22 protein-coding genes are annotated in these 24,668 nt (G+C 53.4%); 1 reads left to right on the top strand and 21 read right to left on the bottom strand.

Going from position 1 to position 24,668, the window contains the following annotated elements; all coding sequences use genetic code 11:
- Positions 1 to 19 precede the first annotated feature (19 nt).
- From IBT46_RS08445 to IBT46_RS08345, 21 genes are all read right to left on the bottom strand, one after another.
- Positions 20 to 415: a VOC family protein gene (locus tag IBT46_RS08445; protein ID WP_200545311.1), complete on the bottom strand. Its 396-nt coding sequence runs from the start codon at positions 413 to 415 to the stop codon at positions 20 to 22.
- 82 nt (positions 416 to 497) lie between these two features.
- A complete protein-coding gene (locus tag IBT46_RS08440) occupies positions 498 to 2,648 on the bottom strand; it encodes a lysine decarboxylase LdcC (RefSeq protein ID WP_200545310.1) in 2,151 nt (716 codons plus the stop codon).
- A gap of 106 nt (positions 2,649 to 2,754) precedes the next feature.
- Positions 2,755 to 3,540 carry a hypothetical protein gene (locus IBT46_RS08435; RefSeq protein ID WP_234480025.1) on the bottom strand — a complete coding sequence of 262 codons (786 nt, stop codon included), beginning with the start codon at positions 3,538 to 3,540 and terminating at the stop codon, positions 2,755 to 2,757.
- Positions 3,541 to 3,672: 132 nt separating this feature from the next.
- Entirely contained in the window at positions 3,673 to 4,632 is a 960-nt protein-coding gene (accA, locus tag IBT46_RS08430; protein WP_200545309.1) for an acetyl-CoA carboxylase carboxyl transferase subunit alpha, read from the bottom strand.
- A 12-nt stretch (positions 4,633 to 4,644) separates the two neighbouring features.
- Positions 4,645 to 8,127 (bottom strand): DNA polymerase III subunit alpha, encoded by a 3,483-nt coding sequence (dnaE, locus tag IBT46_RS08425; RefSeq protein WP_200545308.1) that lies wholly within the window; start codon positions 8,125 to 8,127, stop codon positions 4,645 to 4,647.
- A gap of 30 nt (positions 8,128 to 8,157) precedes the next feature.
- On the bottom strand, positions 8,158 to 8,781 hold the full coding sequence (rnhB, locus tag IBT46_RS08420) for a ribonuclease HII (protein ID WP_200545307.1): 624 nt from the start codon (positions 8,779 to 8,781) through the stop codon (positions 8,158 to 8,160).
- Positions 8,778 to 9,923 carry a lipid-A-disaccharide synthase gene (gene lpxB / locus IBT46_RS08415; RefSeq protein WP_200545306.1) on the bottom strand — a complete coding sequence of 382 codons (1,146 nt, stop codon included), beginning with the start codon at positions 9,921 to 9,923 and terminating at the stop codon, positions 8,778 to 8,780. Before lpxB ends, rnhB begins: the two co-directional genes overlap by 4 nt.
- A 3-nt stretch (positions 9,924 to 9,926) precedes the next feature.
- Positions 9,927 to 10,715 carry an acyl-ACP--UDP-N-acetylglucosamine O-acyltransferase gene (lpxA, locus tag IBT46_RS08410; protein WP_200545305.1) on the bottom strand — a complete coding sequence of 263 codons (789 nt, stop codon included), beginning with the start codon at positions 10,713 to 10,715 and terminating at the stop codon, positions 9,927 to 9,929.
- A gap of 3 nt (positions 10,716 to 10,718) precedes the next feature.
- Complete coding sequence (gene fabZ, locus IBT46_RS08405; protein ID WP_105595450.1) at positions 10,719 to 11,174, bottom strand: 3-hydroxyacyl-ACP dehydratase FabZ; 456 nt, start codon at positions 11,172 to 11,174, stop codon at positions 10,719 to 10,721.
- Positions 11,175 to 11,333: 159 nt separating this feature from the next.
- Positions 11,334 to 12,356 (bottom strand): UDP-3-O-(3-hydroxymyristoyl)glucosamine N-acyltransferase, encoded by a 1,023-nt coding sequence (gene lpxD / locus IBT46_RS08400; protein ID WP_200545304.1) that lies wholly within the window; start codon positions 12,354 to 12,356, stop codon positions 11,334 to 11,336.
- A 3-nt stretch (positions 12,357 to 12,359) separates the two neighbouring features.
- Complete coding sequence (gene skp / locus IBT46_RS08395; RefSeq protein WP_200545303.1) at positions 12,360 to 12,857, bottom strand: molecular chaperone Skp; 498 nt, start codon at positions 12,855 to 12,857, stop codon at positions 12,360 to 12,362.
- 123 nt (positions 12,858 to 12,980) lie between these two features.
- Complete coding sequence (bamA, locus tag IBT46_RS08390; RefSeq protein WP_200545302.1) at positions 12,981 to 15,392, bottom strand: outer membrane protein assembly factor BamA; 2,412 nt, start codon at positions 15,390 to 15,392, stop codon at positions 12,981 to 12,983.
- 96 nt (positions 15,393 to 15,488) lie between these two features.
- Positions 15,489 to 16,838, bottom strand: a complete 1,350-nt coding sequence (rseP, locus tag IBT46_RS08385) for a sigma E protease regulator RseP (protein ID WP_200545301.1) — start codon at positions 16,836 to 16,838, stop codon at positions 15,489 to 15,491.
- Between the two features lie 9 nt (positions 16,839 to 16,847).
- Positions 16,848 to 17,705, bottom strand: a complete 858-nt coding sequence (gene cdsA / locus IBT46_RS08380; RefSeq protein ID WP_105595445.1) for a phosphatidate cytidylyltransferase — start codon at positions 17,703 to 17,705, stop codon at positions 16,848 to 16,850.
- An 18-nt stretch (positions 17,706 to 17,723) separates the two neighbouring features.
- On the bottom strand, positions 17,724 to 18,476 hold the full coding sequence (ispU, locus tag IBT46_RS08375; RefSeq protein WP_200545300.1) for a (2E,6E)-farnesyl-diphosphate-specific ditrans,polycis-undecaprenyl-diphosphate synthase: 753 nt from the start codon (positions 18,474 to 18,476) through the stop codon (positions 17,724 to 17,726).
- Between the two features lie 179 nt (positions 18,477 to 18,655).
- A complete protein-coding gene (gene ispC / locus IBT46_RS08370; protein ID WP_200545299.1) occupies positions 18,656 to 19,861 on the bottom strand; it encodes a 1-deoxy-D-xylulose-5-phosphate reductoisomerase in 1,206 nt (401 codons plus the stop codon).
- Positions 19,862 to 20,010: 149 nt separating this feature from the next.
- Positions 20,011 to 20,568: a ribosome recycling factor gene (frr, locus tag IBT46_RS08365; RefSeq protein WP_200545330.1), complete on the bottom strand. Its 558-nt coding sequence runs from the start codon at positions 20,566 to 20,568 to the stop codon at positions 20,011 to 20,013.
- 246 nt (positions 20,569 to 20,814) lie between these two features.
- Entirely contained in the window at positions 20,815 to 21,540 is a 726-nt protein-coding gene (gene pyrH, locus IBT46_RS08360; protein ID WP_105595442.1) for a UMP kinase, read from the bottom strand.
- Between the two features lie 157 nt (positions 21,541 to 21,697).
- Positions 21,698 to 22,549, bottom strand: coding sequence for a translation elongation factor Ts (gene tsf / locus IBT46_RS08355; protein ID WP_105595441.1), 852 nt, complete (start codon positions 22,547 to 22,549; stop codon positions 21,698 to 21,700).
- 199 nt (positions 22,550 to 22,748) lie between these two features.
- Complete coding sequence (gene rpsB, locus IBT46_RS08350) at positions 22,749 to 23,474, bottom strand: 30S ribosomal protein S2 (RefSeq protein ID WP_105595440.1); 726 nt, start codon at positions 23,472 to 23,474, stop codon at positions 22,749 to 22,751.
- Positions 23,475 to 23,660: 186 nt separating this feature from the next.
- Positions 23,661 to 23,855, bottom strand: coding sequence for a hypothetical protein (locus tag IBT46_RS08345; protein ID WP_200545298.1), 195 nt, complete (start codon positions 23,853 to 23,855; stop codon positions 23,661 to 23,663).
- Here IBT46_RS08345 and map point away from each other — a divergent pair.
- Positions 23,843 to 24,637, top strand: a complete 795-nt coding sequence (gene map, locus IBT46_RS08340; RefSeq protein ID WP_200545297.1) for a type I methionyl aminopeptidase — start codon at positions 23,843 to 23,845, stop codon at positions 24,635 to 24,637. The genes IBT46_RS08345 and map overlap by 13 nt on opposite strands.
- Positions 24,638 to 24,668: the final 31 nt, after the last annotated feature.

The following is a 24,668-nucleotide window of genomic DNA, read 5'->3' as shown; positions in this document are numbered from 1 at the left end:
GGGTTTGGACGTTCCTATTTTAAGCCTGATACAGTTCCAGGGGCAAACCGTCAGGATCGCTGAAGAAGGTAAAACGCTTGCCGGTCAGCGGATCGATGCGAATATCTTCACAGATCACGCCGCGTTCGCTCAGATACTGCGTGGCGGCATCAATATCCTCCACGCTGAATGCAAGATGGCGCAGGCCGCAGGCTTCCGGCCGCGAAGGCCGCGACGGGGGTTCAGGGAACGAAAAAAGCTCAATCACATAGCTGCCGTTCAGTGCCAGATCGCCCTTCCAGGAATCACGCGCTTCGCGATAGACCTCTGCCATGAGCGTAAAACCCAGAATATCGCAGTAAAACGCTCGGCTGAGCGGATAGTTTCGCGCAATAATCGCGATATGATGCACCTGCTTTAACTGTAAACCGGACATACTGTCACCTGAATCAATGCTGTTTAGCAGTACCTTACGCAGCGACGAACCTGACCGCAACGGGTGAGATTCCGTAAACGGCCTAAATTACCGCGTCATCTTTCAGCACCCGCACCAGATACTGCCCGTCCTCGGTAAGAGTGGCACCGTGTATATCCGTTTCAAAGCCGGGATAGCGCTCCCCCACCGAACACAGCATCAACAGAAAATCGAGCACGGCGCGGCTTTCAGCGGTGATCATCTCACCCGGCATTACCACCGGTACGCCCGGCGGATAGGGCAGGATCATATTGGCCGAGATCCGCCCCACCAGCTCGCTGATATCCACGGTTTCAACATTGCCCTTAACCTGCTGCTGGAACATCTGGTGTGGGGTAAGTTTCATCTCCGGCAGTACGGCAAACGCCTGCAGCATCAGTCGTGGTAGATCATGCTGGCAGATCAGCGAGTGGATCCCCTTCGCCAGATCCTGAATACGCATATTGCGATAAAAGTCCGGATCTTCCGCATACAGATCCGGCAGCATATTTTTGACCCGCAGGTTAAGATCGTAGGCCCGCTTGAACTCCGTCAACCCGCGCAGCACGCTCATCGCTTTGGTTTTATCAATGCCAATACTGAACAGGAACAGCAGATTGTAAGGCCCGGTTTTCTCCACCACGATACCGCGCTGATCGAGGAATTTCGCCACCAGCGCCGCCGGAATCCCCTCTTCCGCCATCTCGCCAAGCTCGCTCATACCGGGAGTCAGAATAGTGACTTTGATCGGATCAAGGTACATATGATCGGCATCCGCATCGCGAAAGCCGTGCCAGTCCTCCTCACCCGGTTGGATCGGCCAGCATTCCGGTTCATCAATGCCTTCCGGCTGCCAGATATCGAAGAACCAACCGTCTGACTCTTCGCGCAGTCGCTGGATTTCACGGCGGAAATGCAGTGCCCTCTCAACCGAACGGTTAATCAGCCGCTTACCGGGATTACCGCGCAGCATGGCCGCCGCCGTTTCAATGGAAGCGACGATTGAATAATTGGGCGACGTGGTGGTGTGCATCATATAGACCTCATTAAAGGTCTGTTCATCGTAGTCGCCCTTAATGTGGATCAGCGACGCCTGCGAGAAAGCGGCCAGCAGTTTATGCGTCGACTGCGTTTCATAAATCACTTTCCCCGCCGTTCTATCGCCGCTCATGCCGCTCAGCCCGCTATAGATAGGATGAAAATTGGTATACGGCACCCAGGCAGAATCAAAGTGGATAGAGGGAACGTCCAGCGTCTCCTTAATATACTGCGTGTTATACAGCAGCCCGTCGTAGGTTGAATTGGTAATCACCGCGTGGACCGGCCAGCTGGCACGCGGCGTCCGGGCCACTTTCTGTTCAATGCTCTCTCTGGTGAACTCTCGTTTCGGTATACCGCCAAGTATCCCCAGAGCGTTGCGCGTCGGCTTCAGCCATACCGGAATAACATCACTCATCATCAGCAAATGGGTCAGCGATTTATGGCAGTTACGATCGACCAGCACGGTGCTTCCGGCGGGGGCTGCATACATGCCGACGATTTTATTTGAGGTCGAGGTTCCGTTAGTGACCATATAGCTCTGCTCGGCGCCGAAGGTACGGGCAACATATTCTTCGGCCTCAAGATGCGGACCGGTATGGTCGAGCAGCGATCCCAGTTCGGTCACCGAGATAGAAATATCCGCCTTCAGGGTGTTTGCGCCAAAGAAATCGTAAAACAGGCAACCTACCGGACTTTTCTGGAAAGCCGTTCCGGCCATGTGTCCGGGGGTACAGAAGGTGTACTTTCCTTCTTTAACGTAGGTGAACAGCGCGCGGGTCAGCGGCGGCGTGATGTTTTCCAGATACTCATCGGTGTACTGCCTGATCCGCTGGGCTATCTCTTCCGCCGCGTTGAGCGCGTATTCGAAGAACCAGATTGCCATACGCATCTCATTGATGCTGACGTCCATCGTCGAATGGGTATTGATAAAGGCGTACAGCGGCAGGTATTCGTTAAGCTGATTGATTTCGCTGCACAGTTCGAAGCTGTGCTCGTCCCAGTCAAAAATCACGCCGCTTATTCGCGGGTTATGTTCAATCAGCTTCAGCAGGTCCGCAGCATCGTGCGGATAGATGGTCTGGAAGCCCTGTAATTGCAGTGCGGCATCCAGCTGCCGGATCGGTTCATCTTTATAAAAAACGTTGTGCGGTCCTACGATCGCGATAATGTTCAATGCTTACCTCCATCTGCATACAAAGGCGGAAGATTGCTTCCGCCTGGTCAAGACCGGTTGACCCTGCAGTCAAACTGTAAGCATAGCGGATCGCATCCTCTTGCGCTTATCCCTGCGGGTAAGCCTTAGCAATGTTTGCCTGGGCGCTCATCGACAGCTGCGCGGTAATGTCCTGTAGCACATAAAGATCGCGACGCCGGGTCCAGGGTTGATCTGACTGTGGGTCATACCATCGCGGCAGGGAAATTCCCCCGGGTGCAAACCCACGCACCTGACGCGCCGCACAGGTCATAATGCAACGTTTAACATGGTCGCGATGACCCACGATCGCAGCCTTGCCCATTTTTGCAGGATCGCCGGAAAAGTACTTATTAATAATTTCCTGCACAACACCATCAGTGCTGAGATAAATCAGCTTACCGTCTTCATCCCAGTAGGGCTCAATAGAAATAATGTCACTTCGTGGAATATCCGAGAATTCGGAGGATTCCATCCAGCGTGCAATTTCCCATTGCAGATAGAGCGGCATGCGTTTTTTACGCCATACGGCAGCACAGCACTGGGCCAGCACCCGATTCATCGGTCCTGGCAAAGCAAGCTTATTGGGATCGTGTTCAGGATTAGGCCGGTTGCCGAAGGCGAAAGCCATCACCATGCTGGCCTCCTGTATCCGGCCGGTCGGTGGTGTCATGTTAAAAGCTGCATCCAGAATAAACGGGGCCAGAATATCGGCCGTGTGGCGATCCTCCAGCTGGTCGCTCAGCTGATTGAGTGCCATCCGATCGAAGGTTTTATCTTTGTGGGGCTTTTCTGCTGAAACGCAGCCGCCAACGACGGCAACGGCCGGGAGGGTCAGTAATCCCATGGCTAATTTACGACGATTGATATCCATAATATCCCTTCCTTTTAGTGAGTTAGCAAAAAAAGGCTAACATGACTCGGGTAAGATTACAGATAGCATGAATTGTGAAAATTCTGAGACAAAAAAGGCCCCTGAGGGGCCTTTATCACGACGGGTACAAAATTAAGCGTAACCGTAGTTCATCAGGCGCTGATAGCGACGATCCAGCAGTTCCTCTTTGCTTAATGCATCCAGCTCCGCCAGATCTGAAAGCAGCTGCGCTTTCAGAGAATCAGCAATCGCCAGTGGATTACGGTGCGCGCCGCCCAGCGGTTCCGGGATCACGGTATCGATCAGGTTCAGCTCTTTCAGACGTGGGGCAATAATCCCCATCGCTTCCGCAGCCAGCGGCGCTTTGTCAGCGCTTTTCCACAGAATCGATGCGCAGCCTTCCGGTGAGATCACCGAGTAGGTGCTGTACTGCAGCATGTTCACTTTGTCGCCCACGCCGATAGCGAGTGCACCACCTGAACCACCTTCACCAATCACCGTACAGATAACCGGCACTTTCAGACCGGACATCTCACGCAGGTTACGGGCGATAGCTTCAGACTGACCGCGCTCTTCCGCACCCACACCCGGATAAGCACCAGGGGTATCGATAAAGGTGACGATAGGCATATTAAAACGCTCGGCCATCTCCATCAGACGCAGCGCTTTACGGTAACCTTCCGGTGCCGGCATGCCGAAGTTACGGCGAATTTTCTCTTTGGTTTCACGCCCTTTCTGATGACCAATGATCATCACCGGACGGCCTTCCAGACGAGCGATGCCGCCAACAATGGCTTTATCATCGGCATAGGCACGGTCGCCCGCCAGCTCATCAAAATCGGTGAAAACGTTACGAACATAATCCAGCGTATAAGGACGCAGCGGATGACGCGCAAGCTGCGCGATCTGCCATGCACCTAAATCGGAGAAGATTTTACGGGTCAGTTCCACGCTTTTATCGCGCAGACGCTGAACTTCTTCATCCAGATTAATATCCAGTTTTTCATCCTGACGGCCAACCGATTTCAGTGAATCAATTTTCGCTTCAAGCTCTGCGATTGGCTGTTCAAAATCCAGGTAATTAAGACTCATAATAATCCTGTTTTAGTCAAACTCCAGTTCCACCTGCTCCGATCCTATCAACGACCGCAGATCGTTTAATAAACGATCGCTGGGCGACACGCGCCAGGTCGCGCCAAAGCGCAACTTCGCCCGCGCATCCTCTCTCTGATAGTAGAGATGTACCGGAATTGTCCCCGAACGATGGGGTTCCAGGGATTGACGGAGACGGTTCAAAAGCTGGTCATCAATTTGCCTGTCCGTCAGCGATATAGCAAGTCCACGCGCATATTTTTCGCGTGCTTCGTCGATGTCCATCATATCTCGGGCCATCATTTTAAGCCCGCCGTTGAAGTCATCAAAGCTGACCTGTCCGCTGACGATCAGGATACGGTCTTTTTCCAGCATATGCTGGAATTTATCTAACGCATCTGTAAATAACATCACTTCCAGACGACCCGAACGGTCGTCAAGTGTACAGATACCAATCCGGTTACCGCGTTTTGTTACCATTACGCGGGCCGCCACCACCAGACCGGCCGCAGTGGTCATTTTGCCACGTTCGGTCGGGTGCATGTCTTTCAGGCGCAGTCCACCGACATAGCGCTCAATTTCTTTTAAATACTGATTAATCGGGTGACCGGTTAAGTAAAGCCCTAAAGTCTCTCTTTCGCCATCCAGCTGGATCTGTTCAGGCCAGGGTGTGACGTCAGAATAGGACTTTTCTACCTGCTCAGGCGCTTCCGCCAGCACGCCAAACATATCCGCCTGGCCAATCGCTTCTGCTTTCGCATGCTGATCGGCAGCCTTCAGCGCATCGGGCAGCGCACTCATCAGCGCGGCACGGTGTGGCCCCAGGCGGTCAAACGCACCGGACATAATCAGTTTTTCCAACACCCGCTTGTTCAGCTTTTTGGTGTCGGTACGGGCGCAGAGGTCGAACAGCTCGCGGAAGTATCCTCCCTCGTTACGCGCCTCAATGATCGCTTCGATCGGGCCTTCGCCGACGCCCTTAATCGCTCCGATGCCGTAAACGATTTCACCATCGTCATTGACGTGGAACTGATACAGCCCGGAGTTAATATCCGGCGGCAGCACCTTGAGGCCCATACGCCAGCACTCATCCACCAGGCCAACCACCTTCTCGGTGTTGTCCATATCGGCGGTCATTACCGCAGCCATAAACTCGGCCGGATAGTGCGCCTTCAGCCACAGGGTCTGATAAGAAACCAGCGCATAGGCGGCGGAGTGTGATTTGTTAAAGCCGTACCCGGCGAATTTCTCCACCAGGTCAAAGATCTTAATCGCCAGTTCGCCGTCAACGCCGCGAGCTTTCGCGCCGTCTTCAAAGCCGCCGCGCTGCTTGGCCATTTCAACCGGGTTCTTTTTACCCATTGCACGACGCAGCATGTCCGCGCCGCCCAGACTGTATCCCGCCAGCACCTGGGCAATCTGCATAACCTGTTCCTGATACAGGATGATGCCGTAGGTGGGTTCCAGCACCGGCTTCAGCGACTCGTGCTGCCACTGAATATCAGGATAGGAGATTTCCTCACGTCCGTGCTTACGGTCAATAAAGTTATCTACCATGCCGGATTGCAGCGGCCCGGGACGGAACAGGGCAACCAGAGCGATCATGTCTTCGAAGCAGTCGGGCTTCAGGCGCTTAATCAGATCCTTCATGCCGCGCGATTCAAGCTGGAAGACCGCAGTGGTTTCCGAACGCTGCAGCATGTCGAAGCTTTTCTGGTCTTCAAGCGGGATGGCCGCGATATCGATCGGCTCAAGCCCCTCTTTTTTACGCCGCGCGTTGATCATTCCCAACGCCCAGTCAATGATCGTCAGCGTACGCAGGCCGAGGAAGTCGAACTTGACCAGCCCTGCGTATTCCACGTCATTCTTATCATACTGAGTAACGGGGTGGTTGCCGTTTTCATCACAGTAAAGTGGCGCAAAGTCGGTAATTTTAGTGGGCGCGATAACGACGCCCCCGGCGTGCTTACCGGCGTTACGTGTGACGCCTTCCAGCTTGCGCGCCATATCAATCAGCGCTTTAACCTCTTCATCTGCCTCATAGATTTCCGGCAGCTGCGGCTCTGCGGCAAAGGCTTTTTCCAGCGTCATCCCCGGATCGGGCGGCACCAGCTTGGAAATACGATCGACGAAGCCGTACGGATGCCCGAGCACGCGCCCCACATCGCGGATAACCGCCTTCGCCGCCATCGTACCGAAGGTAATGATCTGTGATACCGCCTCACGTCCGTACATTTCCGCCACGTGATCAATGACCAGGTCGCGCTTCTCCATACAGAAGTCAACGTCGAAGTCCGGCATGGAAACACGTTCAGGGTTGAGGAAGCGTTCGAACAGCAGGTCAAACTCCAGCGGATCGAGGTCGGTGATTTTCAGCGCATACGCCACCAGCGAACCGGCACCGGAACCACGCCCCGGCCCCACCGGCACGTCATTGTCCTTCGACCACTGGATAAACTCCATCACGATAAGGAAGTAACCAGGAAACCCCATCTGGTTGATAACGTTGAGTTCAACATCCAGACGCTCGTCATATTCCGGCCGGCGTTCGGTACGCAGCTGTTCATCAGGGAACAGGAATTCCAGACGCTCTTCCAGCCCCTCTTTCGATTTCATCACCAGGAAATCTTCGGTGGTCATTTCACCGGTCGGGAACTGCGGCAGGAAGTATTCACCCAGGCGGATGGTCACGTTACAGCGGCGGGCAATTTCCACGCTGTTTTCCAGCGCTTCCGGGATGTCCGAGAACAGCTCGCACATCTCCTCTTCCGTCCGCATATACTGCTGCGGGCTGTAGTTTTTAGGGCGCTTGGGATCGTCAAGCGTGAAGCCGTCGTGGATCGCCACGCGGATCTCATGGGCGTCAAAGTCATCTTCCTGCAGGAAGCAGACTTCGTTGGTTGCCACTACCGGTATCCCTTCAGCAATCGCCAGATCGACCGCCGCATGCAGGTAAACTTCTTCATCCTGACGGCCGGTGCGGATCAGTTCCAGATAGTAACGATCCGGGAAATGAGTCTGGTAGAAGCTCAGGCACTCGGCAACGCCGGTGGGATTGCCGCGCAGCAGCATTTTGCCGACGTCACCGCGCCGCCCACCGGAGAGCAGAATAATGCCCTGCTGGTGCTCCATCAGCCAGTCGCGGTCAATGGTCGGGCCCGCCGGTCCGTAGCCACGCTGGTAGGCGCGGGAAATCAGCAGGGTAAGATTTTGATAGCCTTCATTGTCTGCGGCAAGGACGGTCAGCTGGCTCAGTTCATCGCCCATCAGCGGGCTGGCAACGTTGAAATCTGCGCCGATAATCGGCTTCATTCCCTGCCCGTGTGCAGTCCCGTAAAACTTGACCAGCCCGCACAGGTTGGTGAAATCGGTGATACCAATAGCCGGCATACCCATTTTCGCCGCATTTTTCACCAACGGGCCCGTCTTCGCCAGTCCATCGATCATGGAGTAGTCGCTGTGAACGCGTAAATGAATAAAACGAGGTTCGGCCATCTGGGATTCCGTTAAAACTGAAGGGGAAGATTACAGCGTACGGGAACGCGTCGCGGCAATTTCGGCGTCCAGCAGCGCATTGCGCACCGGAGCAAAACTGCGGCGATGATGCGGCGTTGCACCGTGCTGCGTCAGTTTTTCCATATGCAGCGCCGTTGGATAGCCTTTGTGCCGGGCAAAACCGTATTCAGGATACTGCAGATCCAGCTCGGCCATCTCGCGGTCACGCGTGACCTTGGCAATAATGGACGCCGCACTGATTTCACGCACCAGGCTATCCCCTTTGACCACGGCCTGGCTGGGCATCGCCAGCGCCGGGCAGCGATTGCCGTCGATCAACACGAAATCAGGCGTGATGTGCAGACCGGCCACGGCACGCTGCATGGCCAGCATAGTGGCATGCAGGATATTGATCTGGTCGATCTCTTCCGGTTCCGCTCGTCCCAGACTCCAGCTCAGCGCTTTTTCGACGATTTCATCGTACAACGCCAGCCGCCGCTTTTCAGACAGCTTTTTCGAATCGGCCAGCCCCTGAATCGGGTTCGCAGGATCGAGGATCACCGCCGCGGTTACCACGGCACCGACAAGCGGGCCACGCCCAACTTCATCAACGCCAGCAATCAGCGCGGCGTTGGGATAAATAAAATCACTCATGGACACAGCTCCAGTACGGCGGCCGCAGCCTGTTCATCCGCATTCCAGCGGATTTGGTGGTGCAACTCGGTAAAGGTCGCCAGTAACTGTTGACGAGCTTCACCGTTGAACAACAGTGGTTCCAGCGCTGCAGCCAGTTTCTGCGGTTCACACTCATCCTGCAACAGCTCTTTCACCAGTTCCCGGCCTGCCAGAAGATTGGGCAGTGAAACATAGTCCGTTTTCACCAGGCGTTTCGCCAGCCAGAAAGTGAACGGCTTCATACGGTAGCCCACGACCATCGGGCATTTCGCCAGCATACACTCCAGCGCGGCAGTGCCGGAGGCAAGCAGTGCGGCATCGCTGGCCACCATTGCTGTGCGGCCTTTGCCATCCAGCAAATGCATGGTCAAATCCGGCGCAACGTCGGCTTTTATCTTTTCAAACTGCTCGCGGCGGCGCGGATTGACCAGCGGAACAACCACCTCCAGCTGCGGGTATTTTTGCCGCAGCAGCATGGCGGTACGCAGGAAATCTGCGCTGAGCATTTCCACTTCGGCATTGCGGCTGCCCGGCAGCAGAGCGAGGCAAAGCGCATCGGGCGCGATGCCCAGTTCCTGCCGCGCAGCCAGCTTATCAGGCTCTATCGGCATCGCATCGGCCATCGTATGGCCGATAAAGCGGCAGGGTACATTAAAGCGGTCATAAAAGGCTTTTTCAAACGGCAGGAAGGCCAGCACCAGATCGGTAGCACGGCCTATTTTAAATACCCGCTTTTGCCGCCATGCCCAGACTGACGGGCTGACATAATGGATCGTTCGAATACCGCGCTGTTTCAGGCGTTCTTCCAGCGTAATATTGAAATCGGGCGCATCAATACCGACGAAAACATCGGGCTTCAGCTCGGTAAAGCGGGCAGTCAAATCCCGGCGGATATGCAGGATACGGCGCAGCCGTCCGAGTACCTCGACGATACCCATCACGGCTAACTCTTCCATCTCATACCACGCTTCGCAGCCTTCGGCCTGCATCAGCGGGCCCGCTACGCCAACGAAACGGGCATCAGGATGCTTTGCCTTCAGTGCACGGATCAGACCGGCACCAAGAATATCGCCGGAGGTTTCTCCGGCGACGAGGGCAATCGTTAAGGGATGCTTAGGCATGAGTTAACGAATCAGACCCCGGGTCGAGCGCGCAAAGAAGTCATAGAAAGGCTGAACTTCAGGGTGCGCTTTCGCCAGCTCTGCAATCTCTGGCTTCACTTCATCCAGCGTCTTACCGCTGCGGTACAGCAGCTTGTAAGCATTACGGATTGCGTGCAGGGCATCTTTGCTGAAGCCACGGCGCTGCAGACCCACAAGGTTAATACCAAATGGCGTTGCGTGATTGCCCTGGGCGATAACGTAAGGAGGAACGTCCTGCGCTACACCGGAACAGCCGCCGACCATCACATGCGCGCCAATAATGCAGAACTGATGCACCGCCGTCATACCACCGATAATCGCGAAGTCATCGACGGTAACGTGGCCTGCCAGCGTGGCATTGTTCGCCAGGATACAGCGATTGCCAACGACGCAGTCATGGGCAATATGCGCATTCACCATCAGCAAATTATCATCACCCAGTTTGGTCACGCCTTCTGCCTGAGCAGTACCACGATGGATGGTTACGCTCTCGCGAATGCGGTTACGATCGCCAATCTCAACACGGGTAGGTTCACCGGCGTATTTCAGATCCTGGTTTACCTCACCGATGGAGGCAAACTGGTAAATGGTGTTGTCCTTACCAATACGGGTATGGCCATTCACCACGACGTGCGATTTGAGAATCGTGCCTTCACCGATTGATACATTAGCGCCTACGACGCAAAAGGGACCAATCTGAACGCCAGCGCCTATGACGGCACCTTCTTCAACGATCGAACTTGGGTGAATTACGGCGGTGCTGTCAATCACGAATTAAGCCTCCCGGCTGCGGGCACACATCATTGTTGCTTCGCAGACAATTTTACCGTCAACGGTTGCCACGCCCTTAAAGCGCGTTAACCCACGGCGGGTTTTCTCGAAGGTCACTTCCATGATCATCTGGTCACCAGGCACTACAGGGCGCTTAAAACGCGCTTCGTCAATTCCGGCGAAGTAGTACAGCTCACCCGGTTCCAGTTTCCCTACGCTCTTGAACGCCAGAATTCCCGTGGCCTGAGCCATCGCTTCCAGGATCAACACGCCTGGAAAAATCGGCTTACCAGGGAAATGGCCCTGGAAAAACGGTTCGTTAACCGAGACGTTCTTCACCGCACGCAGATACTTGTGCTCTTCAAACTCAAGCACGCGATCGACCAGCAGAAACGGGTAGCGGTGCGGCAGTAGTTCAATAATCTCTTCAATCTTCAGAGTATGAGTTTCAGTAGTCAAAATACTCTTCCTGTCCTAAACATTCTGATGGCATCAATAACACGGCCTGCAACAATCGGAGATCGTTAGCAGGCCGCAAATCATTTCCGTGCGCTTGGCTTTCCCTGCTTAGCATGTTCTATTTATGAAAGCTGGGCAGCGTAAGTGGTGAATCGTCGCTCAGTCTTTATCAACCTTGCGTTCGACGGCCTTCAAGCGTTTGCTCAGTTCGTCGATGTTCATCACCAGCGCTGCAGTTTTGCGCCAGGTTTTGTTGGGCTGCAGTGGAATCCCCGAAGAGTATACCCCAGGTTCGGTGATTGGTCGCATCACCATTCCCATTCCAGTGACGGTTACTTTGTCACAAATTTCCATATGACCATTAATTACGCTGGCACCGCCGATCATGCAGTAACGACCGATCTTAAGACTGCCAGCCATAATCACTCCGCCTGCAACAGCAGTGTTGTCACCGATCACAACATTGTGTGCAATCTGGCACTGATTATCTATGATAACACCATTCCCGATTTGAGTGTTATCCAGCGCACCACGATCGATGGTGGTACAGGCGCCGATCTCAACGCGATCGCCAATAATGACCGTGCCGAGCTGGGGAATTTTCACCCAATTGCCGCGATCGTTGGCATAGCCGAAACCGTCAGCACCAATGACTGTACCTGACTGGATCAGGCAATCGCTGCCGATTTGCACTTCGTGGTAAACGGTCACATTGGCCCAAAGGCGGCTACCGGCACCAATTCGTGCTTTTTTCCCAACGAAGCAGCCAGCACCGATAACCGCGTTATCGCCCAGCACGACGTCGGATTCGATCACCGCATTTGCGCCAATCGAGACATTTTTGCCCAAAGTCGCAGTAGGATCGATCACTGCGTGCGGCGAGATAGCGGTGGCCGGCTGCGGTGTCGTATCCAGCAGCTGCGCCATACGGGCATAGGTCAGATAAGGATTTTTCACTACCAGAGCCGCGCCAGCAAAGCATTCGCGGTCTGCTTCTAACAGCACCACGGCAGACGCCTGACAGGTAGCCAGCTGTTCACGATAACGGCTGTTGGAAAGGAAAGTGATCTGACCGGTTTGAGCGGATTGCATAGAAGCAATGCCGGAGATGACGATATCGCCATCTCCGTGCAATTCTGCATCCAACTGCTGGGCTAAATCAGCCAGTCGAATTGAAGACATGTATTATTTAACCTGTTTCAGTACATCTGCAGTGATGTCTTTTGCTTTAGCCGAGTAGGCTACGGCATTCTGATCGATAACCACATCATAGCCTTCGCTATCAGCAACTTTCTGCACTGCATCCTGGATGCGGGTCAGAATTTTGTTGCGCTCTTCAGCCTGACGACGACGGTTATCCTGCTCGAAAGCCTGCGCTTTGGTTGAGAAGGTTTCGCGCTGCGCCATCACGTCTTTTTCCAGACGGCTACGATCGCTGGCTTTCATGGTAGAACCGTCACGCTGTAAACGCTGCATTTTAGTTTGCAGATCGCGTTCCATGCCCTGAAGTTCGGTAGCACGGCCTTTGAATTCATTCTCAAGCTGCTTCGCAACGGTCGCACGCGCTGGTAACTGTTGGAAAATGCTGGAAACGTTCACCACTGCAATTTTGTCAGCTGCCTGGGCTCCAGCGGAAACCGCCATAGCAATACCCAGACCTGCGGCACACAACAACTTTTTCACTATAAACTCCTTACCATCAACGTTTGTGTCATGGACACATGTGTTGCGCATTGTATGGCCTGCTTAAGCAGGCCATCACTTAACTGCGCGATACTCTTTTGCGTACTTCCTTGCTACACCGAATTACCAGGTTTTACCAATGTTAAACTGGAACTGTTCGGCTTTATCTCCATCATACTTTTTAAACGGCTGAGCGTAGGAGAACACCAGAGGACCTAAAGGTGACATCCACTGCAACGCTAAGCCGGCAGACATACGAATGTTACTTGGATCGCTATAGTCAGGAATACCTGCCGCACGCGTTTCGGCGGTGTTTTCCCACTTAGTATCCCAGACCGTACCCGCATCCACAAACAGTGACGTACGTACCGAGTTCGAGTACTTCTCACTGATAAATGGCGTTGGCGTAATCAGCTCAAGGCTGGCGACAGCCATGGCGTTACCACCGATCGCATCGTCTGAGTTACAGACTTTGTTCACGTCAGTGCCGGAACAGTCTGAAGAACCGTTGTTCAGGTATGCCGCTTTCGGACCAATGTTATTGGAACGGAAGCCACGCACGGTGCTGGATCCACCGGCATAGAAGTTCTCATAGAACGGCAGCTCTTTGCTGCTGAGCCCGTCACCATAACCTACGCGGCCACGACCCAGCATCACCCAGGTACGATCCTGATTCAGCGGCAGATACTGTTGCGTATCCAGCGTTGCCTTATAGAAGGCGTTGTCTGAACCAGGAATGGTGATTTTACCATTCAGGTTAGTACGGTTACCGGACGTCGGGAAGAAACCGCGGTCCAGCGTGTTGTATGTCCAGCCGTAGTTAAAGGTGAAGTCATCGGCCGAATAATCTTCGTCACCCGCAATTGTTGGATTTTGCCCAACAGAACGCAGATAGCGCCACATAGCAATCTGCGGCTGCATGTTAGACAGGCTGTTATGCACATAACCCAGTCCCACACGCAGGGTGTTGTTTTCGTTCACCGGGAAGCCCAGCGTGCCGTCTAAACCATAGCTCTTGTTGGTATAGTCAGACAGGTCAGCATCATCAGCTTTAAAGTCGTTGTAGAAAATACGACCGCCCAGGCTGACACCGTCGACCGTAAAGTACGGGTCGGTCAGTGAGAATTCAGCATAGGTCTGGTAATCGTTTTTGGTTCCGCTGATACCAACGGTATTACCGGTACCGAGCCAGTTATCCTGGGTCACACCCACCTGGAAGCTGACGCCACTCTCGGTGCCGTAGCCGATACCAAAGTTCAGCGTACCGGTGTTACGCTCTTTTACCTTATAGACCACGTCAACCTGATCCGGCGAACCTGGAACACGCTGTGTCTCGGTGTCCACGGTTTCGAAGTAGCCAAGGCGGTTCAGACGCTCTTTGCCCTGCTCAACCAGGTCACTGCCCAACCATGCCCCTTCCATCTGGCGCATTTCGCGGCGCAGCACGGAGTCTTTCGAAGTATCGTTACCCTCGAAGCGAACTTTGCGCACGTAGTAACGATTACCCGCATCCACATTCACATGCAGTTTAACGGTCTTATTGCTGTCGTCGATTTCAGGCTGCGTCTGAACGCGCGGATAGGCATAGCCATAACGCCCCAGAAGCTTCTTGATATCGTCTTCCATACGGGTCACTTTGGCACCGTTATAGAGTTCACCCGGGGTGATTTTAGTCAACCCTTCGATCTCCGCCGAGTGCCCTGCCAGATTGCCGTTTACCGTCACGCCAGAGAGCTTGTACTGATCGCCTTCGGTGATGTTAACGGTAATGTAAATGCCTTTTTTATCCGGCGTCAGGCTGACCTGGGTGGAATCGATGTTGAAACGAGCATAGCCGCGATCCAGATAGAAGCTGCGCAACGTCTCAAGGTCACCGGCCAGTTTCTGTTTCTGGTATTTACGATCGCCCACCACGTTCCACCACGGCACTTCATCGCGCAGCTGGAAGCGGGAGATCAGCTCTTCGGAACTGAAGGCTTTGTTACCAACGATGTTGATCTGCTGAATCTGTGCGGAAACACCTTCGGTAAACACCAGCTTCAGGTCAACACGGTTGCGCGGCAGCGGAGTTACCACTGCTTTAACGCTGGCACTGTATTTACCGACGCTGTAGTAGAAGTCTTCCAGTCCTTTTTCAATCGAGGAGATGGTGGTGCGATCCAGTGCTTCACCCACACGCACGCCTGAAGCTTCGAGGTTTTGCTTCAGCATGTCCTCTTTCACCGCTTTATTGCCGGAGAAAGTGATGCTGGCAATCGTCGGACGCTCTTTAACCTGAACAATCAGCGTGTTGCCGTCGCGCAGGACCTGAACGTCTTCAAAATTCCCGGTCGCAAAAAGTGCGCGGATAGTATTACTGAGATCTTCATCGGAGACAGTGTCTCCCACGCGGACTGGCATACTGAGCAATGCCGCACCGACGGCGACTCGCTGCAGGCCTTCGAAATGAATATCCTTCACTACGAATCCGTCTGCACCGTATACGGTAGCGCTGCTAAGCAGCAGCGACGCTATGAGCAACTTTTTCATCGCCATCGTTGTTATGCATTCTTCCTAACTGGTTCTCATCGCTTAAGGGGATTTCAGCTCACGCCGGTCTGTTGTGACCTTCGCTGGCTGATTCCTGAGCTCCTAGAGGCGCGAGAAATCATTGAATAGTGCAAGCCCCATTAACAGCACCAGCAAAATAGAGCCGATACGATAACTGAAGTCCTGAACTCGCTCGGACACCGGCTTCCCTTTGATCTTTTCGATCGCCAGGAATAACAGATGTCCACCATCTAACACCGGCAGTGGGAACAGGTTGATTATGCCAAGGTTCACGCTAATCAGAGCGAGGAACATCAGATAATAAATCAAGCCATACTCCGCTGACATCCCAGCCCCTTGGGCGATAGAAATCGGCCCGCTGAGATTGTTCAGTTTCACATCACCGACAATCAGTTTACCCAGCATGCTTACCGTTAACTTCATCAGCTGCCAGGTTTTTGCACTGGCCTCACCGATAGCGGCAAACGGTCCATACTGTCGTACCGTTCTGTACTCATCGGGCAGTGGAATAACCCGCGGGACTACCCCGGCAAACCCTTCTGCCTTATTACGCGGATTGATGTCCGGGGTCAGCGTTAAATCAACCGTGCCACCCTGACGTTCAACCTGCAGTGCAATCGCCGTTCCCGGATTATCACGCACTGTCGTCACAAAATCCTGCCACTGGTCCAGCGGCTGACCACTGACTTTAACGATCCTGTCGCCCGCTTGCAAACCCGCCTTACTTGCCGCGGAATTCTTCTGCACCTGAGCCAGTGTCGTTTCTATCTGTGGTCCGCGGGGCTGAATACCCAGGGCCACAACCGGATCCTGCTTATCGGGTTCGAACTGCCAGTTGCGCAGATCGATGCGTTTGTCACTTGTCCGATCGCTACCGAACGGCGCTACGCTGACGGTGGTACTTTCATCACCAATCTTCGCAACAAGTGCCATACGCACAGCATCCCAATCAGGCGTTTCGATACCGTCAACGGCTTTAAGTTCCATGCCTGGGGTAATTTGCGCGATTGCAGCCGGCGAATTGCTGGTTATTTCACCAATAACCGGTCGAACACCGGGAACACCGATGATAAATACCAGCCAGTAGGCAATGATAGCAAAGATGAAGTTGGCCATTGGCCCGGCGCCAATAATAGCAGCGCGCTGAAGAACGGTTTTGTTGTTGAAGGATTGATGGCGAAGCTCCGGCGGCACGCTCTCAACACGCTCATCGAGCATCTTGACGTAGCCGCCGAGTGGGATCAGGGCGATAACGTACTCTGTTCCCTGCTTATCACGACGACGCCACAGGGCCTTACCAAAGCCGACCGAGAAACGTTCGACTTTGACGCCACAGCGGCGGGCCACCCAAAAGTGACCAAACTCATGCACGGTGATTAAAATCCCCAGCGCAACGATAAAAGCAGCAAGACTCCAGAGTACGCTCAACATAATGTTTCCCTACAGAGTCCCAAACACCAGCAGTAGAAGACAGGCAAAAACAGGAACCGCCGCGGTCAGGCTATCAATACGGTCGAGGATGCCACCGTGGCCGGGAATAAGATTACCGCTGTCCTTGATGCCCGCTTCACGCTTGAACATGCTCTCGGTCAAATCGCCCAGCACCGAGGCCAGTGCGGCCGCGATAGAGCAAACCAACAGCGTGCCTAAGGAAACCTCAAGTGGAGCAAACGCGCTGAACAACCACGAGAGCAACGCAGAGGTGACCAGCCCGCCGATAAAACCTTCCCAGGTTTTACCCGGAGAAACTTTCGGTGCCAGCTTATGTTTGCCAAACAGCTTACCAAACATATAGGCACCGGAATCGGCGCCCCATACCAGCAGCATCACGTACAGTAGCCACCAGGCACCGGCGAAGTGGTCAGCTTCGTAATGATACTGGCGTAGCGCCAGCATGCCCCAGAAAAACGGTACTATCGTGAGCAAACCAAATATCAGTCTTAGCGGCTTAGATGTCCGCCAGAGCGCTGCGGAGCCCGGGTAGAACAGCACCAGCAGCAGCGCCGCAATCCACCAGCCTAAGGCGAGCCAGAGCGCACCACTAACCTGTGGCAGCTGAACCAAATGTTGATAAGCAGGAAGAGTGATGAGCATAAATGCCAGCAGCAAGCCGCAAAGCAGCGCCAGCCAGATCCGCTGCGAACGCGAAGCAAAGCCGGAGAACTGCCCCCATTCCCAGGCAGCCAGCATGCTAATCACTAAAATGACGATCTCAAATCCTAACGGTGGCAGCAGAAACAGCGCTGCAATCACAATCGGAATTAAAATAAATGCGGTAATCAGGCGAGACTTTAGCAAAGATTACCCCCAGTGCGCCTATACGCTGCCGGGTGCTGCGCCGCCAAATCGGCGCTCTCGTTGTGCAAACGCATTCAGTGCACCTTCAAAAACTTGTTCATCAAAATCAGGCCAGAGAGTATCAGTAAACCAGAACTCTGCGTAGGCGACTTGCCACAGCAGGAAGTTACTGATGCGATGCTCTCCCCCAGTCCTTATTACTAAATCCACAGGGGCCAGTTCATTGAGGCAAAGATAAGGTTCCAGCGTCTCTTCCCCAATCTGATCGGGGCGAAGAAGACCTTCCTGGACCTGCTCGGCCAATTTTCTGACACCATGGATAATATCCCAACGACCGCCATAATTCGCGGCTATGTTGAGCGTTAGTCCATTATTTTGTTGAGTAAGTTCCTCAGCGCGGCGAATACGTTCCTGCAAACGGGAATTAAAGCGACTAATGTCACCGATAATTCTCAGTCTGACGTTATGCTTATGGAGACTTTTTACTTCGCTGTCGAGTGCCCAGACAAACAGCTCCATCAAAGCCAGAACTTCCTGCTGCGGACGATTCCAGTTTTCGCTGCTGAAGGCATACAGCGTCAGCGCGTCCAGCTTATTGCTGACGGCGAAACTGACGGCGCGGCGCACGGATTTAACCCCCGCTTTATGGCCGGAAATGCGCAGCTTACCCTGGTTTTTAGCCCAGCGGCCATTGCCATCCATAATGATGGCCACATGGCGAGGCTTCAGCCCCGTCTGGTCATCGCTTTGTAATAAATTTTCGGACGACATAACGCGTAATGATTTCCTTGTTCAGAAATACAACGGCTTTGGAATATTTCACCCGCACAGCACAAAATTCGTGCAAAAAGGGTTGGCTCATCCGCTTTATCACGTAGTACCTCTGTTCGGTGGGCGGAGACTATATCATCTCCTCCCGGTGCCCACAAATGGCGACGCGCGAAATCGCGTTACGCCGAGGGAGCAGAAAAACGAGGTACCAGGGACGTCGCCAAAGCACGCGCTTCGCGATCGATAGCGAGTACCGCCTCTACGCTTTGCGGCTCCTGGCTGGACAGTTTTTCCAGTACCGCAACATTGAGTGCTGCAATATCGGTAAAGCGGATTTGCGATGCCAGAAACGCCGCAACGGCGATCTCATTGGCCGCATTCAACGCGGTAGTCGCCGCCTGTCCGGCAAGACTCGCATCGATTGCCAGCTTCAGGCACGGATAACGTACGTAGTCCGGCTCCGCAAAAGTGAGTGCCTTCATGCGGGTGAAATCCAGCGGCGGAGCACCTGAGTTAACGCGCTCCGGCCACGCCATCGCATGGGCAATTGGCGTACGCATATCCGGTGACCCCAGCTGTGCAATCACGCTGCCGTCACGGTAGCGAACCATCGAGTGGATAACGGACTGCGGATGCAGAATGACTTCCATCTGCGCATCCGTGGCGTTAAACAACCAGCGGGCTTCAATATATTCCAGGCCTTTGTTCATCATGGTGGCCGAATCAACGGAGATTTTTCTTCCCATAGACCAGTTCGGATGCGCACACGCCTGATCTGGCGTCACGTGGCGAAGCTCGGCCAACGGTGTATCGCGGAAGGGGCCACCTGACCCCGTGAGGATAATGCTATCGATGCCATTTTCCTCGAGAGAAGCGTACCCTAACTGCTGCTGTAAGGAAGCAGGCAAACTCTGAAAAATCGCATTGTGTTCACTATCAATGGGTAAAAGCTGAGCTTTTGATGCGCTGACAGCATCAAGGAACAGACGTCCGCAGGTCACTAACGCTTCTTTATTTGCCAGCAGCACCTGCTTACCGGCGCGAATGGCCGCCAGAGTCGGCAGTAAACCCGCCGCGCCGACAATCGCTGCCATCACCTGATCGACATCATCGAGCGAGGCCAGATCGCAGGCCGCCTGCTCGCCGCTCAGCACTTCCGTCTTCACGTTAAGGCTCTGCAGACGCAGGCGCAGTTCTATCGCTGCCTGCTCATCCGACATCGCGGCATAAGTGGGGCGAAATTCCAGGCACTGCTCAACCATCAGTTCAACATTACGCCCGGCAACCAGTGCCCTGACGGAAAACAGATGAGGATTAGCACGAATGACGGCCAGCGTACTGGTGCCGATTGAACCGGTCGAACCGAGAATGGTCAATTGCTTCATGAGGCTGCTCTGTGTAGTGACCCGTCACAGGCGGCAACCAGGGAAAGGCAAAACCGCTCTTTGGGGGAATGAGTAAATGCAAAACGCCGCCAGATCGTCCGTTCCCAGGAAAGGCGATCTGTACGGCGTTTCATCGGATCATGATGAAATCAGAATTCCATCAGCTCCGCTTCTTTCTCGGCCAGTGCAGCATCAATTTTCTTGATACCAACATCGGTCATTTTCTGGATGTCTTCCTGTGAACGACGGTCATCGTCTTCACTGATTTCTTTGTCTTTCAGCAACGCTTTGACTTTGTCGTTGGCATCACGGCGCACGTTACGCACGGACACACGGCCCTGCTCTGCTTCACCGCGAACGATTTTAATCAGATCTTTACGACGTTCTTCCGTCAGCGCTGGCAGTGGAACACGGATATCGGTGCCCGCAGACATTGGGTTCAGACCGAGGTCAGAAGACATAATCGCTTTTTCAACCGCAGTGCTGATTGAGCGGTCAAACACGTTGATTTTCAGCGTGCGGGAGTCTTCGACTGTGACGCTTGCCAGCTGGCGCAGCGGGGTCGCAGACCCGTAGTATTCGACCATAATACCGTCAAGAATAGACGGCGATGCGCGGCCGGTACGAATTTTACTGATGTTGTTTTTGAATGCTTCTACGCATTTATCCATGCGTACTTCTGCATCTTTCTTGATGTCGTTAATCACGTTGAAACCCTTGGATTCTGTTTGATCCACCAGCATCCGGCAGCGCCGGAAGCCGTTCAAATATATGTATACGCGTCATAATTCAAGCTGCAGGTGCGTTTGCTGTCACCACTCACCCCGGTCACACCGCTTTCGGTGCTTCCGCTGACTCACGGCTTTGCCGCAGATCGAATTATTTAGAGTATGAAGGATAACCCTGACTGGCAGAATATACCTTATTTTAACCATTTTAAATGCAGACTGATATTAATGCGTAATCAGCGTGCCTTCTTTTTCGCCCATTACCACGCGACGCAGTGCGCCAGGTTTGTTCATATTGAACACGCGGATAGGCAGCTGGTGATCGCGCGCCAGCGTAAAGGCGGCCAGATCCATCACTTTCAGTTCCTGATCCAGCACCTCAGTATAGGTCAGCTGTTCATACAGCGTTGCATCCGGGTTCTTCACCGGATCGGCAGAATAAACGCCATCCACTTTCGTGGCTTTCAGCACCACATCGGCTTCGATTTCGATGCCGCGCAGGCAGGCTGCGGAGTCAGTGGTAAAGAACGGATTACCAGTACCGGCAGAGAAAATCACCACGCGGTTATTACGCAGCAGGCTAATCGCTTCTGCCCAGCTGTAGTTGTCGCAAACGCCGTTCAGCGGGATTGCCGACATCAGGCGAGCATTCACATAGGCGCGGTGCAGCGCATCACGCATTGCCAGGCCGTTCATCACGGTTGCCAGCATACCCATGTGGTCACCAACAACGCGGTTCATGCCGGCCTGTGCCAGGCCAGCACCACGGAACAGGTTCCCCCCACCGATGACCACGCCCACCTGAATGCCCAGTTCAACCAGCTCTTTCACTTCCTGAGCCATGCGATCCAGAACGCTGGCATCAATACCAAAGCCTTCTGCGCCTTGCAGTGCTTCGCCACTCAGTTTCAGCAGGATACGTTGATATACGGGTTTTGCATTAGTCGCCATGGTGTTTTTTCCTGGAAGCAATCATCGAAAAAAGGGGTATAAACTGTGCGGTATCATCCTGGAAGCAGGAGAAGAATGCTATTGGGATGAGACTGAAATTGCGCTGCGCCAGAGGCAGGCAAAAAAGAACCGCCGTTTGGCGGTTCCTTTATCGCGATTAAGACTGTTGAGACATGGCAGCAACTTCTGCTGCGAAGTCAGACTCAACTTTCTCAATACCTTCGCCCACTTCGAAGCGGATGAAGTTAACAACGTCAGCATTGTGCTCTTTCAGAACCTGGCCCACGGTTTTGCTTGGGTCAATAACGAAAGGCTGGCCGGTCAGAGAAACTTCGCCGGTGAATTTCTTCATGCGGCCTTCAACCATTTTCTCTGCGATTTCTTTCGGCTTACCGGACTGCATGGCGATGTCCAGCTGAACCTTGTACTCTTTCTCAACCACTTCTGCAGAAACGTCTTCTGGCTTAACGAATTCTGGCTTGCTTGCTGCAACGTGCATTGCCAGCTGCTTAACCAGCTCTTCGTCTGCGCCTTTAGCAGAGATCAGAACGCCGATACGTGCGCCGTGCAGGTAGCTACCCAGCACTTCGCCTTCCAGAGAAGATACGCGACGGATGTTGATGTTTTCACCGATTTTAGCAACCAGCGCAACACGCTCTTCTTCGAACTGTGCTTTCAGCACTTCGATGTCAGTGATTTTGCCAGCAACTGCGGCATCCAGCACTTTATCAGCGAACGCCTGGAAACCAGCATCTTTAGCAACGAAGTCGGTCTGGCAGTTAACTTCAAGAATCACGCTGTAGTTACCAACGATTTTGGTTTTGATCACGCCGTCAGCAGCAACGTTGCCTGCTTTCTTAGCGGCTTTGATCGCGCCAGATTTACGCATGTTCTCGATCGCCAGCTCGATGTCGCCGCTCGCTTCGGTCAGTGCTTTTTTACAATCCATCATGCCAGCGCCAGTACGCTCGCGCAGTTCTTTTACCAGAGCAGCGGTAATTTCAGCCATTCTCTAATCCTCGGTTAGTCAGCATCTGCTGCAGCTCGCCATCGGGCAAGTCCACATCACATGTCTATTTCTCGGGAGATACATTCTGCCTCGCCGATTGTGACAAACGGCAAAGCGAAGTCGAAAAAATAAAGGGGCCATTCTGGCCCCTTACAGATTTACATCTGATTGATAAGGGCTCTGTTAAGAGCAAGCCTTATTACTCAGCTTCGGCGAAGGTTTCTTCTGCCTGCTGAGCCAGGTCCTGAGAGCGACCTTCACGTACAGTGGTAGCCACTGCAGTCAGGTACAGGCTAACAGCACGGATTGCATCGTCATTACCAGGGATAATGAAGTCAACGCCGTCTGGATCAGAGTTAGTATCAACGATAGCAAATACTGGGATACCCAGGTTGTTTGCTTCTTTGATAGCGATGTGTTCGTGATCTGCATCAACAACAAACAGTGCGTCTGGCAGGCCGCCCATGTCTTTAATACCGCCCAGGCTGTTTTCCAGCTTGGCCAGTTCACGGTTGCGCATCAGCGCTTCTTTCTTGGTCAGTTTGTCGAAGGTACCGTCCTGAGACTGAGTTTCCAGATCTTTCAGACGTTTGATTGACTGACGAACGGTTTTCCAGTTAGTCAGCATACCACCCAACCAGCGGTGGTTAACGAAGAACTGGTCGCAGCTCAGAGCAGCATCTTTTACCGCTTCGCTTGCAGCGCGCTTAGTACCAACAAACAGGATCTTGCCTTTACGAGCAGCGATCTTGTTCAGCTCAGCCAGAGCTTCGTTGAACATTGGTACAGTTTTCTCAAGGTTGATGATGTGAACTTTGTTACGTGCGCCGAAGATGAATGGCTTCATTTTCGGGTTCCAGTAACGGGTCTGGTGACCGAAGTGAACACCAGCCTTGAGCATGTCGCGCATGGAAACAGTTGCCATGATTACCTCTAAATAGATTGATTGGGGTTAGGCCTCCACGTATCCCATACAACCGACCACAAAAGCGTTAACGCTTTTGGGCACCCCGGAGTAAGGTGTCGATACGTGTGTGTTATTTACACAAAGTGAGATTTTCGCGTTCTCAGACGGGGAGAAATCCACCGAACAAAGAATCGTCGGCGCGCTTTATACCATAAAGCAGCCGTTGACGCCAATAGTTGTTGCCGCTTTACGCTGCGCTGCATCGCCCTTACCGATACCGAACAAGCTTCGCCATAAACGACAATTGGCAGCGTCCGGACGGGCTGTTACCATTGCAGCACTTTCTTTATTATTGTCGAAAATGACGACAAATGCGGACTTAATGAATGGCAATTTCAATTAAAACACCTGAAGAAATCGAAAAAATGCGCGTGGCCGGTCGCCTCGCAGCCGAAGTTCTTGAGATGATTGAACCTCACGTTAAACCCGGCGTAAGCACCGGAGAGCTGGACCGCCTGTGCCACGAGCACATCGTCAACAAACAGCAGGCCGTTTCCGCCTGTCTCGGCTATCACGGCTTCCCGAAATCGGTATGTATTTCGGTCAACGAAGTGGTGTGCCACGGTATTCCAAGCGATGAAAAAATCCTGAAGGATGGCGACGTAGTCAACATTGACGTGACGGTCATTAAGGATGAGTATCACGGCGATACCTCCACCATGTTTATCGTCGGTAAACCAACTATTCAGGGCGAACGCCTGTGCCGTGTCACCCAGGAGAGCCTGTATCTGGCGCTGCGCATGGTTAAGCCGGGCATTCGTCTGCGCGCCCTTGGCCGTGAAATTCAGAAATTTGTTGAAGCCGAGCAGTTCTCGGTGGTGCGCGAATACTGCGGCCACGGTATTGGTAAAGGCTTCCATGAAGAACCTCAGGTTCTGCATTACGATGCCGATGACGGCGGCGTAGTATTACAGGCAGGTATGGCATTCACCATTGAACCGATGGTCAACGTCGGTGACTACCGCATTCGTACGATGAAAGACGGCTGGACGGTAAAAACCAAAGATCGCAGCTTGTCCGCGCAGTATGAACACACTATTGTAGTAACGGAAAACGGCTGCGAAATTATGACGCTGCGTAAAGATGAAACCCTTCCGTCCGTTCTGACGCACGAAGGCTAATCGCCGTAAAATCGACCCTTACAGTGAGTCT

The organism is Erwinia sp. S38, assembly GCF_016624545.1.
Lineage (GTDB): Bacteria > Pseudomonadota > Gammaproteobacteria > Enterobacterales > Enterobacteriaceae > Erwinia > Erwinia coffeiphila.
Note: the sequence above shows the minus strand (reverse complement) of the source record. Positions and strands in the feature narration are given on the sequence as shown.